Annotated in this window: 20 protein-coding genes; 3 read left to right on the forward strand and 17 right to left on the reverse strand. The window is 72.3% G+C overall.

What is annotated here, in order from left to right:
- Positions 1–41: 41 nt before the first annotated feature.
- The 15 genes from C8N24_RS12235 to C8N24_RS12305 all read right to left on the reverse strand — a co-directional run bounded on the left by C8N24_RS12235 (position 42) and on the right by C8N24_RS12305 (position 14,835).
- Positions 42–1,685: a glycosyltransferase family 39 protein gene (locus tag C8N24_RS12235; protein ID WP_121250301.1), complete on the reverse strand. Its 1,644-nt coding sequence runs from the start codon at positions 1,683–1,685 to the stop codon at positions 42–44.
- Between the two features lie 25 nt (positions 1,686–1,710).
- A complete protein-coding gene (locus tag C8N24_RS12240; protein WP_121250302.1) occupies positions 1,711–2,157 on the reverse strand; it encodes a hypothetical protein in 447 nt (148 codons plus the stop codon).
- Positions 2,154–2,705 (reverse strand): hypothetical protein, encoded by a 552-nt coding sequence (locus tag C8N24_RS12245; RefSeq protein WP_121250303.1) that lies wholly within the window; start codon positions 2,703–2,705, stop codon positions 2,154–2,156. Before C8N24_RS12245 ends, C8N24_RS12240 begins: the two co-directional genes overlap by 4 nt.
- Positions 2,706–2,758: 53 nt before the next feature.
- Positions 2,759–4,351 carry a hypothetical protein gene (locus tag C8N24_RS12250; protein WP_211339935.1) on the reverse strand — a complete coding sequence of 531 codons (1,593 nt, stop codon included), beginning with the start codon at positions 4,349–4,351 and terminating at the stop codon, positions 2,759–2,761.
- A complete protein-coding gene (locus C8N24_RS12255) occupies positions 4,348–5,019 on the reverse strand; it encodes a cysteine hydrolase family protein (protein ID WP_121250304.1) in 672 nt (223 codons plus the stop codon). The genes C8N24_RS12250 and C8N24_RS12255 overlap by 4 nt, the downstream gene beginning before the upstream one ends.
- Positions 5,016–6,449 (reverse strand): amidase, encoded by a 1,434-nt coding sequence (locus C8N24_RS12260; protein ID WP_121250305.1) that lies wholly within the window; start codon positions 6,447–6,449, stop codon positions 5,016–5,018. The genes C8N24_RS12255 and C8N24_RS12260 overlap by 4 nt, the downstream gene beginning before the upstream one ends.
- Positions 6,446–7,093, reverse strand: coding sequence for a GntR family transcriptional regulator (locus C8N24_RS12265; protein WP_121250306.1), 648 nt, complete (start codon positions 7,091–7,093; stop codon positions 6,446–6,448). Before C8N24_RS12265 ends, C8N24_RS12260 begins: the two co-directional genes overlap by 4 nt.
- Complete coding sequence (locus C8N24_RS12270; RefSeq protein WP_211339936.1) at positions 7,080–8,246, reverse strand: YlbE family protein; 1,167 nt, start codon at positions 8,244–8,246, stop codon at positions 7,080–7,082. The genes C8N24_RS12265 and C8N24_RS12270 overlap by 14 nt, the downstream gene beginning before the upstream one ends.
- A 124-nt stretch (positions 8,247–8,370) precedes the next feature.
- Positions 8,371–9,213, reverse strand: coding sequence for an alpha/beta fold hydrolase (locus tag C8N24_RS12275; protein ID WP_121253151.1), 843 nt, complete (start codon positions 9,211–9,213; stop codon positions 8,371–8,373).
- Positions 9,214–9,223: 10 nt separating this feature from the next.
- Positions 9,224–9,991 (reverse strand): hypothetical protein, encoded by a 768-nt coding sequence (locus C8N24_RS12280; RefSeq protein ID WP_121250308.1) that lies wholly within the window; start codon positions 9,989–9,991, stop codon positions 9,224–9,226.
- A 1-nt stretch (position 9,992) separates the two neighbouring features.
- Positions 9,993–10,490, reverse strand: coding sequence for an RNA polymerase sigma factor (locus tag C8N24_RS12285; protein ID WP_170179038.1), 498 nt, complete (start codon positions 10,488–10,490; stop codon positions 9,993–9,995).
- A gap of 41 nt (positions 10,491–10,531) precedes the next feature.
- The gene (locus C8N24_RS12290) at positions 10,532–11,794 is read right to left on the reverse strand and encodes an FAD-dependent oxidoreductase (protein WP_170179039.1); all 1,263 of its coding nucleotides are present in this window, start codon (positions 11,792–11,794) and stop codon (positions 10,532–10,534) included.
- Positions 11,795–11,822: 28 nt separating this feature from the next.
- A complete protein-coding gene (locus tag C8N24_RS12295) occupies positions 11,823–13,076 on the reverse strand; it encodes an ATP-grasp domain-containing protein (protein WP_121250311.1) in 1,254 nt (417 codons plus the stop codon).
- The gene (locus tag C8N24_RS12300) at positions 13,076–13,813 is read right to left on the reverse strand and encodes an esterase family protein (RefSeq protein ID WP_121250312.1); all 738 of its coding nucleotides are present in this window, start codon (positions 13,811–13,813) and stop codon (positions 13,076–13,078) included. Before C8N24_RS12300 ends, C8N24_RS12295 begins: the two co-directional genes overlap by 1 nt.
- Positions 13,810–14,835, reverse strand: coding sequence for an alpha/beta hydrolase (locus tag C8N24_RS12305; protein ID WP_121250313.1), 1,026 nt, complete (start codon positions 14,833–14,835; stop codon positions 13,810–13,812). The genes C8N24_RS12300 and C8N24_RS12305 overlap by 4 nt, the downstream gene beginning before the upstream one ends.
- Before the next feature lie 214 nt (positions 14,836–15,049).
- On the opposite strand from C8N24_RS12305, the gene C8N24_RS12310 reads away from it, so the two are divergent.
- On the forward strand, positions 15,050–15,778 hold the full coding sequence (locus C8N24_RS12310) for a Crp/Fnr family transcriptional regulator (protein WP_121250314.1): 729 nt from the start codon (positions 15,050–15,052) through the stop codon (positions 15,776–15,778).
- On the opposite strand, the gene C8N24_RS12315 is transcribed toward C8N24_RS12310, so the two are convergent.
- The gene (locus tag C8N24_RS12315; protein ID WP_121250315.1) at positions 15,775–16,404 is read right to left on the reverse strand and encodes a hypothetical protein; all 630 of its coding nucleotides are present in this window, start codon (positions 16,402–16,404) and stop codon (positions 15,775–15,777) included. The two genes, C8N24_RS12310 and C8N24_RS12315, sit on opposite strands and share 4 nt — an antisense overlap.
- Positions 16,405–16,440: 36 nt before the next feature.
- A complete protein-coding gene (locus C8N24_RS12320) occupies positions 16,441–17,064 on the reverse strand; it encodes a TetR/AcrR family transcriptional regulator C-terminal domain-containing protein (protein ID WP_121250316.1) in 624 nt (207 codons plus the stop codon).
- Positions 17,065–17,134: 70 nt separating this feature from the next.
- Between C8N24_RS12320 and C8N24_RS12325 the strand changes: the two genes are divergently transcribed.
- The gene (locus C8N24_RS12325) at positions 17,135–18,571 is read left to right on the forward strand and encodes an APC family permease (protein WP_211339937.1); all 1,437 of its coding nucleotides are present in this window, start codon (positions 17,135–17,137) and stop codon (positions 18,569–18,571) included.
- Positions 18,561–20,102 carry an amidohydrolase gene (locus tag C8N24_RS12330; protein ID WP_121250318.1) on the forward strand — a complete coding sequence of 514 codons (1,542 nt, stop codon included), beginning with the start codon at positions 18,561–18,563 and terminating at the stop codon, positions 20,100–20,102. The genes C8N24_RS12325 and C8N24_RS12330 overlap by 11 nt, the downstream gene beginning before the upstream one ends.
- Positions 20,103–20,137: the final 35 nt, after the last annotated feature.

A 20,137-nucleotide genomic window follows, 5' to 3' on the forward strand; every position in this document is an offset into this window, starting at 1 on the left:
GAAGCAATGAGGATCCGCACGAGACCCCTTAACGCACGGAATCACGAGCAGTTGCGCAGCCGGTACACGATCATCTCCGGGCCCGGGCGCTTGAACTCGGACTCGATGTAGTTGAACGACTTGTCGACCTGGTAGCGCGGCAGGGTGCCGTCGGTCGGGTCGGTCTTGAACACGACGTCGGCCTGCCGCTTCAGCGCCCGGTAGTACTTGACCGCCGCGGGCGCCCGGTACGGCTCGGCGGCCGTCCGCCCGTACTGGGTCGAGCCGGTGACGACCCAGCAGACGCCCTCGCGGCGGTAGATGTCGATCAGCTTGGGCGTGAGCGTGCGCTCGTAGTTCTGGAAGTTCGCCGGCCGGCGTGAGCCGCTGTGCTCGTCCGCGAGCTCGGCGATGATCGCGTCGTTGCGGTTGAAGCGGGTCCACTGCTGGATCGGATGCGCCTTCGCACCGCCGCCCGGCGTGGAGCCGTACCACTCGCTGGGCGCGATCGGCTCGAACGCGACCTTCGTGCCCTGCGGGACGTTGGCGACGAGCCAGTCGCGCGTCTGCGTGCGGGTGTCCTCGCGCCCCATGACGATCGCGTTGCGGACCGTCGGCACCGCGGTGGCGACGAGGAACCCGACGGCGGCCACCGCGGCCGCCTTGTTGGACCGGAGCTGCGTCAGCGCGTAGGCCGCCAGCACCGCGAGCGCGGGGTACAGCGGCAGCATCCAGCGCGCGTAGAAGCGGCTCTGGCTCCCCATGTAGAGCCAGTACAGGACGATCAGCCCGCCGAGGACGGCGGCCTCCTTGTATCGGCGCCGGATCAGCAGCATCACGCCGCCCGCGACCGCGAACACGCTCGGGAACCAGCCGAGCGCCCACGTCGAGGACGTCAGGTAGTACCACCAGCCGTTGCGCTCGGGCTGGCCGAGCAGCGGCGGCCCGTCGGCGAACTTGCGCTGGCGGTCCAGGTCGTTGATGAACGTGCCCCAGTCCGCGAACAGGTACGGGTTCGTGACGATCACGGCCGCGATCGCGATCAGCCCGGCGAGGACCAGGCCCTTGAGCGCGGCCTTGATCGACAGCGGCGACAGGAACGCGGCGGCGACGAGCGCGATCACGACCGCGCCGTCCGAGTACTTGAAGCTCGCGGCGAGGCCGACGGCCGCGCCGCCAGCGAGCAGCGCCTTGGTGGACCCGGTGCGCAGCACGACCGCGCTCGCCCACAGCGCGAGCGCGCACGGCAGCATCCCCGGCCCGTCGTTGAGCGCCAGCCGCGAGTAGAACACCGGCAGGAACGCGACCGCGAGGATCGCCGCCGCGATCAGGCCCGCGGCGCGCCCGAACCACGCCTTGCCCGCGAAGTACGTCGCGGCGACCGTCCCGACCCCGAAGAACACGCTGATCCACCGGCCGGCGAGGAACACGGCGCCCGCGTCGTCGGCGAACCACTGCTCCACCCCTCCGAGGTGGATGACGCTCAGCCACGCCGCGAGGATGTACGTCAGGAAGGGCGGGTTGATGAAGTACCCGGGGTTCAGGTCCCCGGACGTCATCGCCACGGCGTGCGGCACGAAGTGCGCCCGCTCGTCCAGGTTGTACGAGTAGGGCAGGCCGTGCCCGAGGCTCCACACGCGCAACCCGAACGCGACGAGCAGGATCAGCGCGAGGATCGCGGCGGGTGCGCGTTCGCGCGACAACACGCGCGAGCAGTCTACGAGGGGCGCGTCAGGCGGCGATGTCCATCGACATCGGCACGTCCGGCACCATCAACGCGCAGTCGGCCACGCCTCCCAGCCGCGCGAAGAACGACGACCGCACCCAGTCGATGCGGACCGGCACCGCGGCGATCATCCCCGCGAAGCGCGCGGCGGAGTAGGGGTCGCCGAACAGCGTGCTGCGCCACGACACGGCCGGGCGGACGGAGACGTCGACCGTCTCCTCGCCCGCGAACGACGCGTAGATCTGGCGTGGGAGCTCCTCGGCGAGGAGCGGGCCGGACTCGCTGTTGAGCAGGTACGCGCCGGACTCGACCGCGAGGCGGTACTCGGCCTTGTCGGCGTCCAGGAGCAGGCCGGCGACGGCGTGCCCGTTGAGCAGGCGCGGCCGGAACTGGGCAGGGAGGAGCGCCGCCGCGACCGTGGGGTCGAGGCGGTAGTTGACGATCAGCTTCATGGCGTGGGCTTGTGGTCCCGAGGAGAGGGGTTGAGCAGGGTGCGGGCACCGACGACGGGCCCGAGCACGGCGAGGACCCAGAGCCAGGAGACGCCCCACGGGTCCGCGACGCTCGTGCCGGCGCCGATAACGATCGCCAGCGAGATGAGCGGGTAGGCCAGCAGCGGATAGGACTTCTTGGCGATGCCGGCGCGCCGGGCGCCGAAGACGACGCCGAGGTAGGCGGCGCCGGCGACGATGAGGCCGCCGTTCTCGTTGACCACCCACCGCTCGGCGATGATCAGCGCCCAGGCGACCGCGAGCAGGCCCCAGACGCCCATGCGGGCCTTGTCGCCGCGCACGACCGTGTAGACCAGCGCGAGCACGGTCGCGACGATCAGCAGGAAGAAGACGGTGCCGCTGAGCGCGACCGCCAACAGCCAGGCGATCGCGGCGACGCCGCCCGCGAGAACACCTCCTCGCAGAGCGGCGTTGACGGTCTTCGCCGCGCGTTCCTTGCGGCTCGGCTTGGGGCCGACGTCGAGGTCGAGGAGCGCGGCGGAGCTCATGTCTCCAAGGTACTGCTCCTCGACCGGATGTCGATTGGGGCTGTCCCCAGTCTTCAGGCGTGGACAGCCACCCTCTCGTCCTCCCGGACGAACCGGCTGCGCTCCGCGGCGACCTCGAGGTCCATCGGGTCGCTCAGGTCCGGCTCACGCGGCGGGAGCTTGAGCAGCGAGTAGGCGAGGCAGACGACGCCGGCGAGTCCGTAGCCCAGCGCGATCCGCGGGTTCGAGAACACGTGCACCTCCTCGCTGTGGATCAGGCCGACCAGCGTCAGGACCCCGCCGACCCCGCACGCGGCGGCCGCGTGGACGAAGCGCCGGTCGATCACGAACACCGCGATCGTGCCGAGGATCATGCCGACGAGGACCGAGCCCGCGCCGATCGTCGCCAGCCCGCCGTAGAGCACGCCGCCGTTGGCGAGCGCGTCGACGCCGACCTCCTGCACGCTCGTCCCCGCCGCCAGCAGCGCGTCGTGCACCATGCCCGAGCCCCACTGCGCGAGCGACGGGATCGCCGCGAGCACCACCGCCGCGTAGTGGGCCTTCGGCACCGCGACGAACGCCTGCGACCCGATCACGAGGCCGATGAACAGCAGGATCGGCACGATCGCGGGGATCGGCAGCAGCGCGGCGAGCAGCGGGAACAGCCCGAACGCGCACAGGGCGAAGATCAGCACGCCGGACGCCAGCGAGTAGGAGATGCGCCCGCCGGCGGCCTTCCACCCGGGGTGGCCGATGTAGACGGCGGGCGGGAAGGGCGAGCCGAGCGCGGCACCGACGACGGCGCCCGTGCCGTCGGCGAGGAGCACGTGGCGCAGGTTGTAGTTGTCGCCCGCCGCGGCGGCCGACTCGACGTTGCTCATCGCCTCGGTGAAGTTGTAGATGCCCAGCGGGATCGCGGTCGCGAGCAGCGGCGAGATGCCCTCCAGCCCGTCGAGCAGCAGGTCGACGTTCAACGATGGGATGCCGATCGCGATCGCCTCGGCGGCGTCGGTCACCGCAGCCGGCTCCATGTAGCCGCCGATCCAGCCGATCGCGCAGCCGACGAGCAGCGCCGCGAGGCCGATCGGGAAGTTGCCCGGCAGCCGCACGCCCGCGATGAAGCCGGCGATGATGATCATGAACACGGGCAGGGCGATCCACAGCGCGCCCCACATCTGCGCTCCCGGACGCATCGAGATGAACGCGAGCGAGATGCCGGCCAGCGTCCCGAGCATGGCCGCGCGCGGCGTCAGGTGGCGGATCGTCGGCCCGACGAACGCGCCGATCAGGATGATGCAGCCGATGATGAACGCCCACGCCAGGCCGGCCGTCCAGGCCGCGACGGCGTCCTTGGTCGCCAGGTAGGTCGGCAGCATGATCACCAGCGTCACGATGAACATGTGCGGGACGCTCGGCCCGTAGGGGAGCGCCGTGACGTCCGCGCGCTGCTCCTTCATCGCCAGCCGACGGGCGAGGTAGAAGTAGAAGATGTTGCCGACCAGCAGCTCGATGCCGAGGGCCGGGAGGATGATGCCGTAGACGTCGTCGGGCGCGATGTTGACCACGCCGATGCACAGCCCGGCGAGCACCAGCACGTTGACGAGCATGTTGATGCCGAGCCCGAAGAAGGCGTTCAGGTCGCCGCGGGTCCAGAAGGGGAGGGTCATGCGCGAGCTCCGAGCGGGAGGGAGGACAGAAGGTCCGATGACGAGCCCACCCAGCCGAAGATCCCGCCCTGGGCGGAGATCATCCGCAGCGCGACCTCGTGGAACTCGGGGACGTACGAGCCGCAGCAGTCCGACAGCACCAGGCACTCGAAGCCGCGGTCGTTGGCCTCGCGCACGGTCGTGTGCACGCAGACCTCGGTGGTGACGCCGGTCACGACCAGCGACGTGATCCCCGCGTTGCGCAGGATCAGCTCGAGGTCGGTGGCGTAGAAGGAGCCTTTGCCGGGCTTGTCGAGCACGATCTCGCCGGGTGCCGGCGCGAGCTCGTCGACGATGTCGTGGCCGTACTCGCCGCGGATCAGGATCCGGCCCTTGGGTGAGTCGGTGCCGATGAACTCGCCGCGCGCGAACTTCGCCGGCGGGCAGTCGGCCATGTCGGGCCGGTGGCCCTCCCGCGTGTGGATGACGAGCATCCCGGCTTCGCGGGCCGCGCTGAGCACGCGTTGCAGCGGCTCGATCGCGGCGCTCAGCAGCGACACGTCGTTGCCGAGCGCCGACCCGAAGCCGCCCGGCTCGAGGAAGTCGCGTTGCATGTCGATCACGACGAGCGCCGTCGTCGATACGTCCAACGCGAACGGGCCCGGCTCCGCGGGCACGAGAGCGGTCATGCGCCACCTGCTTTCTCCGTGAGGGCCGCCGCCAGCGCGATCAGCAGTGCCTCCCCGCCGGGGCCCGCCACCAGCTGCAGGCCGACTGGCAACCCATCGGTGGGGCACGGGAGGGAGATCGCCGGGAACCCGACGAAGCTCCAGAGGATCGCGTTGCGCGACAGGATCGTGAGGTACTCGTCGGCCCGCTCCACCGGCGGCGCCAGGACGGGCGCCGTCGGCATCGCGAGCACGTGGTGCTCGCGGAACACCGCGAGCATCTCCTCCCTCAGCGCGGAGCGGTAGCGCTGCGCGTCGATGTAGTCCGTGGCGGGAACGCCGTCCGCGGCGTCCAGCTGGTCACGGACCTCCGCCCAGTACAGCGAGCGGTCCAGCCCGGCGGCGCGGTGGAACGTGGCCGCCTCGCAGCGCGAGACGAGCAGGCCCATCGCGTTGGCGCCGCCGAAGTCGGCGGCGGTGGGACGATCGGTCTCGCGCACAGCCGCCACGAGCCCGTCCAGCTTGTCGACCTGGCGGGCCACGGCCGCCTCGACGACCGCCTCGGCGCCTTCCCAGGCGGCGGTCGCCAGGCCGACGCGCAGGTGGCTCACCCGCGCGCCCACCGCCGGGGCGATCGCGGGCGCGTCGGGGCGCAGCGCGTCGAGCGCGAGCGCCGCGTCCTCCACGCCCGCCGCCATCACCGCGACGTGGTCCATCGTCCACGACAGCGGCACGACGCCGCGGGTCGGCACGGTCTCGTAGGTGGGCTTGAGGCCGACCACGCCGCACAGCGCGGCGGGGACGCGGATCGACGCGCGGGTGTCGGTTCCCAGCGAGGCGAACCCCATCCCGGTGGCGACCGCGATCGCCGACCCGCCGCTCGACCCGCCCGGGATCCGCGTCGGGTCGTGCGGGTTGCGCGCCTGCGGCGAGGTGACGCCGAGCGCGAACTCGTGCGTGCTCGTCTTGCCGAGGATCACCGCGCCGGCCGCGCGCCACAGGTCGACCGCCGCGGCGTCGGCCTCGGGCCGCTGGTGGAACGCGTCCGAGCCGCAGCGCGTCGGCATGCCGCCGACGTGGATGACGTCCTTGACGGACACCGGCACGCCGTGCAGCGGTCCACGCCGGCGGCCGGCGCGCAGCTCGGCGTCGCGCGCCCGCGCCTCGGCCAGCGCGGCCTGCGCGTCGACGTGCACGAACGCCGTCCAGTCGTCCTTGGCGATCCGCTGGAGCGCGAGCTCGGTCAGCGCGACGGAGGTCGTGACGCCGGCGTCGAGCGCCCGCGCCGCGCCGGCGATCGCGCCCGTGGAGGGCAGCGCGCCGAGCGCCGGCACGGGTGCGGGCGGCGGGCCGAAGACCTCGTAGGCCGGGCGCGCCTCGGGCGGGTCGATGACCTGCGCCGCCAGCCGTTCCCGGGCCGCGGTGAAGGCGTTGATGGCGACAGAGCTCATGGGCGCTCCTCCTCGAACATCCGGGTCAACAGCTCGCCTACGCGTCGCTCCACCACTTCTGCCGAACGTTCGATGTGCACGCGCATCAGAGCCGCGCCCGCGTCGGTCTTCCCCGACCGCAGCGCGTCGAGGATCTCCAGGTGCTCCTCGATCGTCGTCACGATCCGGTCGACGGTCGTGAAGTCGTGGATGCGGATCACGCGGATGCGCTCGTTGATGTCGTGCAGGTAGCGCTCGGTGGCGCTGTTGCCGGACGCGTGCGCGATCGCCTCGTGGAAGCTCTCGTCGGCGTAGACGAAGTCCGGCGACTCGTCGCGCTCGGCGCGCAGCTCCAGCCACTCCTCGTGCAGCGGGTCCAGCTGCTCGGGGTCGGCCGTGCGCACCGCGAGGTCCTCGAGCACCGTGCGGACCGCGTACAGCTCGCGCATCGCGGTCACGCGCGGCGCGTTCGGCCGCACGCCGCCGGAGCGGTCGCGGACGACGTGCCCGTCGCCCTCCAGGCGCCGCAGCGCCTCGCGCACGGGGGTGCGGCTCGTGCTGAAGCGCTCCGCGAGCTGCTCCTCGACGAGCCGCTGCCCGTACGGGAACGCGCCCGCGAGCAGCGCGGCCCGGAGGCCGTGGTGGACTTCGTCAGCGCGCGTCAAGAGCGGCCACCGCGAGGTCGAAGGCCTGCAGCGGCGGGTGCGTGACGCCGCCGCCGATCTGCCCGATGCCCGGCTGCTTGTGGGCGATGCCCGTGTGCACGGGCGGGGAGAGCCGCGTCGCGGCGACCTTCCGCGCGTCGATGCCGAGGATCGCCGCGCGGCCGTCCGGGAAGCGGATGTCCGGGGACTCACCGGCCGCGATCGCCCGCAGCTCGGCGTCGATGGCGTCGATCGCGTGGACGTCCAGACCCACGGACGGCGCCGAGAGCGGCGAGGCCGCCACGGCCAGCGCGCCCAACCCGTAGGTCTCGACGATCGCCGAGTCGCCGAGGTCCGGGTTCATGTCGGCAGGCGTGTAGCCGGGAAAGAGCTTCGCCGGGGCGGGCAGCGCGGCCGGGCCGACGAACCACCGGTCGCCGAGCCCGGAGACCCGGATGCCGACCTCGACGCCGTTGCGGGCGATCGCGGTGAGGACCGGTGAGCCCGGCACGTCCGCGGCGCAGTCGAGCGCGAGCTTCGCGAAGACCATCGCCAGGTTGAGGAAGAACTGGCCGTTGCCGGCGATGAACGCCCGCACCTCGGGATGCTCGATGCCGAGCGCGTCGAGGGTGAGCGCCGTGCCCTGCTCCGTGCGGTGGTGCGCCTCGTCGCCGAGCGCGATCGACTGCACGTGCAGCTCGAAGAGGTCCAGCGGGCTGTGAGCGAGCGCGGCCCGCACCTCGGGCGCGAGGACGTCGCGCATCCACTTCAGGCGCTCCATCACCTCGGGCCCGTCGGCGCCGTAGCGCAGCACCGCGCCCGATCCCTCGTTGAGCGGGCACCACGCGACCTTCCCCGTCGCCTCGTCGCGCGCCACCCACACCGGCATGCCCGGGTTCACGACCCCCGCCATCGGCCCGACGCCGCCCGCGTCGTGATTGGTCGTCAGCGGGATCTGGCCGTCCTCGACGAGCGCCAGGGCGGCGGCGGGCGTCTCGGCCACGCCTTCCAGCCACAGCGCGCTGCCGAGCGCGGCGCGCATCGGGGCGCACATGCGCTCGGGCTCGATCGGCGGGCCGGCGTGGGTCACGCCGCCCGCGGCGTGGTGGGCGGAGACCTCGGAGGCCGGCACGACGTCGACCACCATCGGCCGCGCAGCGGCCAATCGAGCCACCGCATCCGACTCTGTATGCAGCGCTGCGTTCATGGGCCGCGAAGCTACGGGGACCGCGGACCCACGAAAACGGACCGCCGGTCACAAGCGCTCGTCGGAGCGCTGGACCGGCGGTCCGGAAGCGCTAGGGCTGCACGAAGGAGAGCAGCGCGGCGTTCGCCTCCTCGGCGTGCGTCCACAGCAGGCCGTGCGGCGCGCCTTCGACCTCGACGTACTTCGCGTCCGGCACGAGCTTCGCGAAGCGGCGCCCGGTCGCGTCGATCGGGAGGATCCGGTCGCCGGTGCCGTGCAGGATGAGCGTCGGCTTGCCGGCGTCGGCGACCGCCTTCACGTCGGCGCGGAAGTCCTCCAACCACGCGGCGACGACGGCGTACGCGGCCACCGGCGCGCTACGCGTGGCGGTGTTCCAGCTCGCGGTCACGACCTCCTCGGAGATCCGGCTTCCGAGGTTCTCGTCGAGGTTGTAGAAGTCCTTGTAGAACTGCGTGAACCAGGCGTAGCGGTCGCCCTTCGCCGCGGCGACGATGCCGTCGAAGACGTCCTGCGGAACGCCCTCCGCGTTGTCGTCCGTCTGGAGCAGGAACGGCTCCAGCGAGGCCAGGAACGCGAGCTTGGCCACGCGGTCGGCGCCGTAGTTCTTCACGTAGCGGGCCAGCTCGCCCGTGCCCATCGAGAACCCCACGAGGATCACGTCGCGCAGGTCCAGCTGCGTCAGCACCTCGTTCAGGTCCGCCGCGAACGTGTCGTAGTCGTAGCCGCCGGCGACCTTCGAGGAGCCCCCGAACCCGCGCCGGTCGTACGTGATGACGCGGTAGCCCGCGTCCAGCAACGCCACGGCCTGCTTCTCCCAGCTGAACCCGTCCAGCGGATACCCGTGGATCAGGACGACGGCCTGCCCTTCGCCCTGATCCTCGTAGTTGAGGGTGATGTCGGTCGAGTTCTGCGTACCCACGGTGATTGCGCCCATGCCCGGCACGCTACTGAAGCGTCAGCAGCTGCCGGTTACGGGGCGTGTCCGGAAGCGTCTTGAACTCCAGGATGTCCTCCGTGTAGGTCTGGTCGAAGGGCTTGCCCTCGGTGTCCTTGCCGGACGAGTGGTCGGTGAAGCGCAGCGGGGCGTAGGTCTCGCGGTCGATCCACATGGTCATCTGGATCTTCGGGAAGTGCGGCGGGCCGGACGGCTCGTCCCAGCGGAGCACGTAGACCTCGCGGCCGTCGAGGTCGGACTCCTCGAGCTGGATCTGCGTGCCGCTCTGGGCCTTGCGGAGCAGGCCGCCGGCGCGGAAGACCTCGGTCGGGACCATCGTCATGCCGGGCTCGGTGGTGACCTTGCCGTCGGCGGTGCGGCGGGTGGTGCCCTCGCCCTTGCGGAAGACCTCCTGGTCGCCGCGGTCCTCGAGCCAGCGCATGGCGGTGTCGCCCTGCACCCAGACCTGGCGGCAGCTGGTGCCGGCCGGGGCGCCGCCGGTCGGGCCCCACGAGGCGTGGGAGCGGGCGTAGAGGATCCCGCCGTCGTCGACCGCGACGGCGTTGACGGCGTGGCGGAGCACCTCGCTCGCCTGGGGGGCGGAGTTGGGGAGGACGACGAGCGCGGCGATCACGGCGCCCACGGCCGGGACGGCCAAGAGCCGACGGCGCTTGCGGGGCGAGGGCGCCAGCTCCAGCGCGTTGAAGTCGGCGAGGCCGGCGAACTCGTCCTCGCGGGCGGGGTTCGCGGCACGGACGCGATCGAGCACGGGGTCCATGTCAGATCCTCTCCGGGACGGCGTAGGTGGTGACGGGTGGCGGGTCGAGGTGCTGGGCGAGCTTGGCCCGGGCGCGCGAGAAGCGGACGGCGAAGGTGGCCCGGCTGCAGCCGGCGGCGCGGGCGGCGTCCTCCGTGGACAGGCCTTCCCAGGCGACAAGGCAGATCGCCTCGCGCTCGCGGTCGCTCAGCGCGGCGAAGGCGGTGGCGAGGCCGCGGTCGCTGGTGAAGCGCTCCGCGGGGTCGCCCGTGGCGGGGTCGGGCGCCAGCGCGCCCTTGCGCGCCGCCTTGCGGCGGTGGTTGGCGAGCACCTTGCCGGCCACGGCGTACAGCCACGGCAGCGGGTGCTCGAGCCGTCGCGGCAGCTTGCGCCAGGCGACGGTGAAGGTCTCGGCCGCGAGATCCTCGACCTCATCCCGCGGCGCCCGGCGCGCGAAGTACGCGCAGACGGCGGCGTGATGAGCTGCGTAGATCGCGCGGAACGCGTGCGGATCGCTCACACCCCCTCTCTGTCGCGACGAGGCCACGCCTTACATCGTGATCAGCGATCCCGTCGCATCGACCGCATCTGCCGGCCCAGCGAGGCGAGGTCCGCATCGGCGATCCGGTAGCGCCGCCGCACGTCGAACAGCTGCTGCGCCTCGTCGGCGAGCTCGCGGACCGGACGGCGGATCTCGATGCCCTCGTCGGGGGCGTCGACGGCCAAGACCGGCGGCGCGAAGCCGTGCTCGGCCAGCCAGCGCGGCAGGTAGGCCCCCGCGACCTTGCCCTGCGGCCACCACAGCGGCGCGCCCTCGCCGTCCCCGTCGCCGCGCAGGCGACGCGTCCGGCGGGTGCCCAGCAGCAGCCGGCCCTCGAGCACCGGCTCGCCGGGGTCCGGCGGGTCCTCCACGCCCGCGAGGCGCGCGATCCCGGCGATCGCCACGCGCGCCTGATGCGTCGCGAGCGCGCCGAACTTCAGCGGCGAGTCGATCCCGTCGCCGGCCGCCCACGTGCGCGAGGCGCCCTGGACACGGCCGTCCTCGCCGGTCAGCACGAAGCCCTCGTCGTCCGCGGCGAGGCCCTCGATGGCAGGACCGACCAGGCGCGGGACCGCAACCACGCGCTGCACGTCGAGCCGATCACCGCTCGGGTCGAGCGACAGGCCGCCGCCCGCGGCGCGGGTGGCGACCGCGCCGGTCACGAGCCGCACGCCCGCACGCTCGAGCTCCTCGGCGGCCGCGGCGCTCGCGTCCGGACCGAACACCGACAGCGCGCTGCGCTCCGGCGTGACGACCGTGATCTGCACGTCGTCATGGCCCAGCTCTCGCGCTTCCCCCGCGGTCATGATCGCCAGCTCGTAAGCGGGCAGCGGCCACACCGCGCCGGGCGGGACGACGATCGCGAGCCGCTTCGAGTAGCCCTCCTCGATGTCGCGCAGGAGGCCGCCGAACGGCTCCGCGTCACCGCCGGGCCACCAGGTCGTGGCGCCCTCCACGCCCTGCACGGCCCGGGCGCCGGCGGCGACCAGCAGCGCGTCGAAGGACCGGGTGCCGCCGCTCGCCAGGCGCACCTGGCCGGCGGCGTCGTCGACGCCGACCACGGCGTCGATCACCACCTCGGCGCCCGCGTCCGCCGCGATGTCGCTCAGCGGGACGCGGCGCGCCTGGCCGACCGCGAACGGCTCGGCCACGGCCATCGGCCGGTACGTGAAGTCGGGGTCAGGAGCGACGACGGTCAGCTGCACGCGCTCGCCGGCCACCTCCCGGAGGCCCAGCAGCGCCTCGAGTCCGGCGACCCCGCCGCCGGCGATCAGGACGTCCATGTCCCGCACCATACGGCCTCCCGGCCGGTCAGGCGGTCTGCGGCGACCGCCCGCGCTCGCGGACCCACAGCCCGACGCGCCCGCGGAACAGCTCCAGGAACTCCTCGTGCTCGTGCGCCGGGTAGGTGTCACGCACCGTGCCCGCCAGCAGGGCGTCGAAGTCCGCCGACGACACCCACTCGAGCAGCAGCTCGTCGACGTGCTTGAGCGACGTCGCGCAGAACGCCTTGTACTCCTCGACCTGGAAGTACTCGTCCGCCAGCCGGCGGTACTCGGCGAGCTTGGCCCGGTAGTCGAGGTCCTCGCGGTCGCCGACCTCGAAGTAGCGGCGCGTGTCCATGTCCACCACGCGCGAGTCGCGGCCGGTGACCGTGCAGAAGATCGTCCACTTCAGCAACGCGGAGATCGCCCACGGGAAGTAGTAGTGCAGCGACGTCAGCGCCACGTCCGGCGACGCGTTCGCGTAGTCGATCGGGTGCGCCTCGGCACCGCGCACGAGCGTCTCGCAGGAGTTGAACTCCCAGCGGAAGAACGCGTTGATCAGCCGCGAGATCGTGATGATCTCCTCGCCCGTCTCGGGCGCGAGGAAGTCGTGCGAGATCGCGTAGCGGTTGTGCATCGGCTGGTCGGGCTGGAAGTCCATGACCATCGTCTCGGCGCCGATGCTCAGCGACCGCGCGAACTTGTCGAAGCCCTCGATCGACTCCTGCAGGTGCATCAGCCGCTCGCCGGACTCGTTGTACGCCTGCATCAGCTGGTCGTGGTCCTTGATCCGCGTCACGCCGACCCACTGACCGCCGTCGTAGGGCTTCATGAACAGCGGGTAGCCGATGTTGGCCGCGATCGCGCCGAGGTCGAACGGCCGGTTGTACTTGGCCGCCGTGTACTCGAAGCGCGTGTTCTCGGGCGGGTTCTTGTGCGGGACGAGCACGGTCTGCGGCACCTTGATCCCGAGCCGGATCATCGCCGCGTAGGCCGCGTGCTTCTCCATCGCCTGGAACGTGAACGGCGAGTTCAGCAGGTACACGTCGTCCATCAGCGCGACCTTCTTCAGCCACTCACGCGGGACGAAGTACCACCAGGCGAGCCGGTCGACCACGAGGTCGTAGCGGGGCTTGTCGCGCAGGTCGAAGGGCTCGATCGTGATCCGTTCGGAGCTGACGTGGTGCGTGGACCCGCCGTACTTGACCGGGCCGACCCGCCCGAGCAACGTCTCGAAGGCCCGCGGCCAGTCCTCCTCCGTGCCGAGCAGGAGACCGATCAGGTGGGAAGCGTCGGACATCAGCAGAACCTCGGGAGATGGTGGGCGAGCTGCGCGCGCCACGAGTGCCAGTCGTGGGGGACGTCGTACCCCCACAGGTCGAGCTCGTGGCGGATTCCCTTCTCGGCCAGCAGCCCGGCGAGCTGCCGGGTGGACGCGAGCGCCCCCGTCGTGTCCTCCCACTGCCCCTGGCCACACACCAGCAGGAGGCTCAGCCGCGACCGCAGCCACTCGAGGTGGTCGCCGCCGAAGTGCCCGACGTAGTCCATCGGGTTGTTGAAGTACGTCTGCTCGCCGCGGTCGCCCCAGGCGTTCCACGTCGAGGGGTCGTAGTTGCCCGACAGGCACAGCGCGAGCGGGAACAGATCCGCCCGCTTGAGCGCGAAGTTCAGCGCGTGGTAGGCGCCGAGGCTCGCGCCGGTGGTGATGATCTCACCGCCGGTGTCGTGGGAGATGAACGGCACGACCTGGTCGAGGATCCACGACTCGTAGCGGCCGTGCTCACGCGCCCGGTCCTCGAGCGAGAGCTGCCGGTTCGACCACGAGGACGCGTCGAACGAGTCCACGCAGTAGAGCTTCACGCGGCCCGCGTCGATCAGGTCGGCGACGGCGCCGACCATGCCGTTGTCGCGCCAGTCGTAGGCCTTGCCCGCCTCGGACGGGAACGCGAGCACCGCCCGGCCGTAGTGCCCGAAGACCGCGACCGTCCCGGCCGCGCCGATGGCGGACGAGTACAGCTCATGGTGGGCGTGGTTCATCGCGTCCAGGCGCGTTTGAGCAGCTGGGTCAGATGCGGGTCGAAAGCATCCCGCCAACCGACGTAGTTGTGCATGTCGAGCACCTCCTCCAAGCTCACCTCGTACCCCTGAGCCGCCAGAGCACGCGCCATCTCCCGGTTGTTCTCCGCGTTCTCCTCGGCCCTGCCGACGGTGAGGGTCACCGGAACGGGCATCGCGTACTCGCCGTCGCGCAGCGTGTCGCGCACGAAGCGCGTGATCCGCGTGTAGCGGGAGAAGCCGCTCTCGTGGCGGTCGTAGCGCGGGATGAAGTACGAGCCCGACTGCAGGAAGGCGCCGCTCAGCAGCCGCGGGTAACGCCGCTGGGCGTGCAGCATCGCCAGCGCGCCGAGGCTCGCGCCCATCCCGACCGGCTGGCCGATCACGCCGAACCCGGCGCGCAGCTGCGGCAGCACGTCCGAGTCGAGCACGCGGCTGTACGCGGCGCTGGCCGAGTACCAGTTGTTCCGGTCCCCGGGCTGCAGGAGCGCGACCCGGAACGGCGGCACGTCGCCGCGCGCGATCACCGCGCCGGCGTAGCGCGTGAGCTGGGCGAGCGCGTCGTACTCGGGGCCGTCGTTGGCGAGCAGGAGCCGCGCGGGCGTGCCCGGCGGGAAGCTCTCCGGCGACCACACTCGCACGGCGACGGTGCCGCCCAGCCCGCGTCCGCGGATCTCGGCCTCGTCGTAGCGGCCGGGGACGGCCTGCGCGTGGAGCCACTCCGGCGCCGCGTAGCCGTCGAGCTCGAGCACGGACTTGTCCCCGAACGCGCCGGGCGCCGTCTTGTCGTTGCCCGGGTCGAGGATGTGCTCGGTGCCGCCGTCCGGATGGTCGACCTCGAGCTTGTACTCGAGCCGCAGCACGTCGGGCAGCTCGACCTCGAGCACCCAGCCGGTGCCGTTGCGGGCGAACGAGCGCTGCTCGTGCGAGAGGTGGAGGTCGCTGGCGAGGCGGACGGCCGTGTAGCGGCTGTCCGGGTCGTCGAGTCGCAGCACGACGGGCATCGCGGGCGAACCCTAGCGCTGGGGTGCCGACCCGTCCCCCGTCCGGGGGTGGCGCCCGTCGGCAACTCGCCGCTCCGGGCCGAACTTGAGGGTGAGCACCTCCGACACCGCTCCTCACCCAACCACGCGACGTGCACGACCTCCGTCCTGCTGCCGGGCTCCCCCTTGGTCCGGCCGCAGTGTGCGCGTCGCGTGGTCGGGTAACAACACCCGCGTGAGCGGATCGACCATCTCCATCGTCGACGCCGACCCGGACCTGGCCGAGCAGCTCGACGACGGCCAGCTCGAGCGGGCGCGCCACGAGGCGCTGACCCGCGTCCAGCGGCTCAGCCCCGGCGAGTGGGACGTCGCCAACGCGCTCGAGCCCGACGTCCACCACCGCGGCTTCCTGATCGTCGAGGGCCTGCTGTCGCGTGAGGTTGACGTGCTCGGACGGCACTGCATCGAGCTGATCGGACCGTGCGACGTGATGCGGCCGTGGAGCTGGGACGACGCCGGCTCGCACGTGCGTGCGGAGGTCGGCTGGGAGGTGCTCGAGCCGACGAAGCTGGCCGTGCTCGACCACGCGCTCGTCACGCGCATCAACCCGTGGCCGCAGCTCGGCGTGGAGCTCTTCAACCGCGGGACGCGGCGCGCGCATCACCTGGCGGTCGCGCTCGCGATCGCCCATCACAACCGCGTCGAGGACCGGCTGCTGCTGACGCTCTGGCACCTCGCCGAGCGCTGGGGCAAGGTCACGCCTGACGGCATCCTGCTGCCGCTGCCGCTCTCCCACGAGCGGCTGGCGAGCATCGTCGGCGCCCACCGCCCGTCGGTGACGACGGCGATGGGCGCGCTGGCCAAGGCCGGGAAGGTCAGCCGCCGCGACGACGGCGGCTGGCTCCTGCACGGCGATCCGCCCGAGAAGCTCCGCCACCACAAGCTGGCGGCGGCGTTGACCTAGAGCTGGAGGCTCTTCGGCACGTCGTCAGCCAGGTAGAAGAGCCGCTCGCTGAAGCTGTGCGAGTTCTTGGAGACGGCCAAGCTCGTCACGACGACCCCGTTGGCCTCGAGCGCGCGGTCGCCCTTGCCGTCGACGATCCGCGACTGCTTGAAGCACGTGTAGGCGATCCCGCCATTGCGGAAGAACACCGCGTCGTCGACGCCGGTGAAGTCGCCCGCGGAGACCTCGTCGCACGGGTCGGTGTCGTGCACGGCCTTGTGCTTCTGCGCGTCGTACGAGGCGGCGGTGCGGGACTCGCTGGCGCCGCCCTCGAAGTCGCGGATCGCGCCGATGTACCGGCCGTCGACGATCTCGAAGTGGTCGCGCTCGATCGAGTCCAGCCCGAAGTCGCGCGACTGGAAGAGCGTGAAGCGCCGGCCGGTGGTGGTCCAGCAGCCGTAGATGCGGTCGCGGCGCGATTCGGAGTTCTGCGGCTTCTCCTTCACGGAGACGACGCGGACCTTGCCCGAGGCGGCGAGGAGCGTCGCGCCGCCGCGCTGGCAGCTCGGGGCGGCGGCGTGGGCGGAGGGAGCGACGACCGCCAGCGCGGTCAGGGCGGAGAGCACGGGGAGGATGGGGCGGATCATGCGAACGATCCTCGCTGGTCGGCTTGTGCCTTCGCCTCACCCTGAGGTGGTGTCGGCCTCCACCTTGGCGATCAGCGCGGCGAGGCCGAGCTCGAAGCCGAGGTCGTCGACGTCGACACCGTCCGCTGCCCGCAGTGCGGCCGCCAGGTGCGGGTAGGTGTCCTCGTACTCCGCCGCCGGGCGGTCGAAGCCGCCGTTGAACGTCTCGATCGCCGAGCCGAGCACGAGGTAGTCGATCGCCGCCATCACGGTGGCCGCGAAGCGCGGGTCCCAGCCGAAGCCCTCGAAGGCGGCGAACGCGCGCTCGTAGGCGCTGAGCGCGGTCGCGCTGCGCACGGGCCGGCTCGCGATGATGGCGACGAGCTCGGGCCGGACCATGAACGCGCGGCGGTACGTGCGGGCGAACGCGGCGAGCCCCTCGCGCCAGTCCGCGTGCGCCGTCAGCGCGGACGGGTCGACGGCCTCGTCGATCAGGCCGGTCATCTCGTCCAGCAGGTCGTCGCGGCCCGCGATGTGGTTGTAGAGCGACGGTCCCTCGACGCCGAGCCGCTTGGCCAACTTGCGCGTGGTGAGCGCCTCGACGCCCTCCTCGTCGACCAACCGCAGCGCCTCCTCGGCGATGCCGCGGCGGCTGAGGATCGGCTTGGTGGGGCGAGCCACCTTGACAAAACTAGCACCGTTAGTCCAGACTAGCGCCGCTAGTTTTCTCAAAGGAGCGACGATGGCAGCGATGACAGCCGTGACCGAGCCGTTCGCAGGGCCCGTGGAAGGAGATGCGCAGCGCCTGGGCGAGCTCGGCTACGAGCAGGAGCTCAAGCGGGGGATGGGCGTCTTCGACAGCGTCGCGATGGGGTTCGCGACGATCTCGCCGGTCGTCGGCCTCTACGCGGTCGTGCTCGTGGGGATGGCGGTCGCCGGTGGAGCGTGGGTGTGGGTGCTGCCGGTCGCGCTCGCCGGCCAGTGCCTGCTGATGAGCGTCTACGCCGAGCTCGCCGGCCGGTATCCCCTCGCCAACGGCGCCTACCAGTGGAGTCGCCGGCTGGTCGGCCCGCGCTACGGGTGGTTCAACGGCTGGGTGGCGCTGTGCGCGTACGCGGTCGCGAACACGACGATCGCCTACCTCGGCGCGCCGTGGGCGCTCACGCTGCTGGGCATCACGGCCACGCCGGGCGCGATCGTGCTCACGGGCGCGGTGCTCGTCCTCGTCTGCTCGATCATCAACGCGTTCGGCGTCGACGCGCTCAAGGGCGCGCTGCGGCTCGGCGTCGGCGCGGAGGCGATCGCGTCCGTCGGCATCGGGCTCGCGCTGCTGCTCGTCTTCCGCGAGCAGGGCTTCGGCGTGTTGACCGACACGTTCGGAGCCGAGGCGCTGAGCGGCGGGTCGACGTTCGGCGCGCTGCTCGCCGCCCTCGCCGTCGGCGGCTGGGCGTTCATCGGGTTCGACGCGACGGTCGCCGCGGCCGAGGAGACCAAGGGCGCGGCCAAGCACGTGCCGCGCGCGGTCTGGCTCGCGCTGCTGACCGTCGGCGCGCTCGTGATCCTCAACGCCTTCGCCACGACGCTCGCGCACCCCAACCCCGCGGACGTGGCGGCGGGCAAGGACCTCGACCCCGTCTCGACCGCGGTCGTCGCCTCCTTCGGCGGGTGGTCGAGCAAGCCGTTCGCGTTCGTCGTGCTCGTCGCCTTCATCGCCTGCGGGATGGCCGCGCAGGGCGGCACGTCGCGCGGCATCTACTCGATGGCGCGCGACGGCGTGCTGCCCGGCTCGACGTTCCTGCGCCGGGTCGACAAGCGCCAGGCGCCGATCGGCGGCATCGTCGCCACCACGCTCGTCGCGTGGGCCGGCCTGCTGCTCGGCCTCGAGGCGACCGCGATCGGCTCGCTGATCACATTCGGCACCGCCGCGATCTTCGTGGCCTTCCTGCTGATCGCGATCGCCGCGCTCTACGCGCGCACGCAAGGGATGCTGTCGCCGCGCGGCATGGTGCTCAACGTGCTCGCCGTGCTCTGGCTGGCCTTCGAGACCGTGAACATCGCCTGGCCGCGAGCGTCGCTCGCCCCGCTGGACGCGCCCTGGTACCAGGTGTGGGCCGCGCCGATGGTCGTGGCGGGTATCACCGTGGTCGGAGTGCTGTACCTCGCTGTGGCCAAACCGCATGCCCGCTGACCTGGCGATCGTCAACGCCCGGATCCGGACGCTGGACTCCGCCCGGCCGTTCGCGAGCGCGCTCGCGGTGCGCGGCGGGACGATCATCGCGGTCGGCGAGGACGTCGGCGACGACTGCGACGCCACCACCGAGGTCATCGACGCGGGCGGCGCCGCGCTCCTCCCCGGGCTCGTGGACTCGCACATCCACCCGTTCTGGGGCGCCGAGGCCACGCGCGGGGTCGACCTGCGCGGGTGCGCGTCGGCGTCGGAGGCGCTGGAGCGGCTCGCCGCCGCCGAGCCGCAGCGCGGCTGGCTGTTCGCCTGGGGGCTGGACTACGACGTCGCGCCGACAGCGGCGGCGATCGGCGAGGCGTGCGGCGGCGCGGCCGTGTACGTCCAGCTCGCGGACCTGCACACCGCGCTGGCCTCACCGCGGGCGCTGGAGCTCGCGCACGTGACCGGGGACCACGAGTACGTCGTGGTCGACGAGCACGGCGCACCGACCGGCGAGCTCCGCGAGACCGCGGGCGACCTCGTCCTGCGCGCCGCGCCCAAGCTGCGCTGGCCGCAGCTGCACGCCCGCCACGCGGAGATCCTGCGCGAGCTCAACGCGCTCGGGCTCACGGGCGGGCACGTGATGAACGGCGACCTCGCGACGCTCGAGATGCTGCGCGAGCTCGAGGGCGCCGGCGAGCTGACGATGCGCCTGCGCGTGCCGTTCTGGATCACGCCGGAGACCACCGACGAGCAGATCGAGCACCTCCTCACGCTGCGCGACGTGCGTGGCCGGCTGTGGCGCGGGGGCGTGGCCAAGTTCTTCGCCGACGGCGTGATCGACGGCGGCACGGCCTGGCTCGAGGCGCCGGACACACGCGGCGAGAGCGTCGCCCCGTTCTGGCCCGACCCGGAGCGGATGGCGGCCGTGATGGCGCGCTTCGCCGAGGCGGGCTTCCAGCTCGCGACGCACACGATCGGCGACGCGGCGGCCCGCTTCACGCTCGGCGCCTACATCCGCGCGGGCGCCGCGCCGGGCGTCCGGCACCGGCTCGAGCACCTGGAGGCGATCCCCGACGACCTCGTGCAGTCGATCCCGCGCGCGAACGTGGTCGCCTCGATGCAGCCGATCCACGTGAGCGCCGTGCGCGCCGACGGCACGGGCACGTGGAACGAGCGGCTCGGCCCCGAGCGCGCCGCGCGGGCGTTCCGGATGCGCGACCTGCTGGACGCGGGCGCGGTGCTCGCCCTCGGCTCGGACTGGCCGGTGGCCGACGCCGACCCGCGTCGTGGGCTGGCGGCCGCGCAGCTGCGTGACGTGGTCCCTTCGCAGCGGATCACCGCCGAGGAGGCGCTCGCCGGGTACACGACCGTGCCCGCGCTCGTGGCCGGCGACGAGTGGACGGGCTGCATCCGCGAAGGGATGCGCGCCGACCTCACCGGGATGGAGCTGGACCCGATCGACACGCCCGCCGCGGAGCTGCCGGACAACCCGGTGTGGCTCACGGTGGTCGCGGGGCGCGTGGTGCTCCAGCGCTCCGACGTCCGTTTGTGAGGAGCGCCTGGCATTCCGACAACGGTTGGATGAGC

Origin of the sequence: Solirubrobacter pauli, assembly GCF_003633755.1 — a bacterium.
GTDB lineage: Bacteria > Actinomycetota > Thermoleophilia > Solirubrobacterales > Solirubrobacteraceae > Solirubrobacter > Solirubrobacter pauli.

Bases quoted from the DNA above. Each gene is read 5' to 3' on its own strand.
- C8N24_RS12245 (WP_121250303.1), bottom strand. From the start codon at position 2,705: ATGAGCTCCGCCGCGCTCCTCGACCTCGACGTCGGCCCCAAGCCGAGC.
- C8N24_RS12300 (WP_121250312.1), bottom strand. From the start codon at position 13,813: ATGAACCACGCCCACCATGAGCTGTACTCGTCCGCCATCGGCGCGGCC.
- C8N24_RS12330 (WP_121250318.1), top strand. From the start codon at position 18,561: ATGCCCGCTGACCTGGCGATCGTCAACGCCCGGATCCGGACGCTGGAC.
- C8N24_RS12290 (WP_170179039.1), bottom strand. From the start codon at position 11,794: ATGGACGTCCTGATCGCCGGCGGCGGGGTCGCCGGACTCGAGGCGCTG.
- C8N24_RS12275 (WP_121253151.1), bottom strand. From the start codon at position 9,213: ATGGGCGCAATCACCGTGGGTACGCAGAACTCGACCGACATCACCCTC.
- C8N24_RS12240 (WP_121250302.1), bottom strand. From the start codon at position 2,157: ATGAAGCTGATCGTCAACTACCGCCTCGACCCCACGGTCGCGGCGGCG.
- C8N24_RS12325 (WP_211339937.1), top strand. From the start codon at position 17,135: ATGACAGCCGTGACCGAGCCGTTCGCAGGGCCCGTGGAAGGAGATGCG.
- C8N24_RS12250 (WP_211339935.1), bottom strand. From the start codon at position 4,351: ATGACCCTCCCCTTCTGGACCCGCGGCGACCTGAACGCCTTCTTCGGG.
- C8N24_RS12305 (WP_121250313.1), bottom strand. From the start codon at position 14,835: ATGCCCGTCGTGCTGCGACTCGACGACCCGGACAGCCGCTACACGGCC.
- C8N24_RS12260 (WP_121250305.1), bottom strand. From the start codon at position 6,449: ATGAGCTCTGTCGCCATCAACGCCTTCACCGCGGCCCGGGAACGGCTG.
- C8N24_RS12255 (WP_121250304.1), bottom strand. From the start codon at position 5,019: ATGACCGCTCTCGTGCCCGCGGAGCCGGGCCCGTTCGCGTTGGACGTA.
- C8N24_RS12295 (WP_121250311.1), bottom strand. From the start codon at position 13,076: ATGTCCGACGCTTCCCACCTGATCGGTCTCCTGCTCGGCACGGAGGAG.
- C8N24_RS12315 (WP_121250315.1), bottom strand. From the start codon at position 16,404: ATGATCCGCCCCATCCTCCCCGTGCTCTCCGCCCTGACCGCGCTGGCG.
- C8N24_RS12280 (WP_121250308.1), bottom strand. From the start codon at position 9,991: ATGGACCCCGTGCTCGATCGCGTCCGTGCCGCGAACCCCGCCCGCGAG.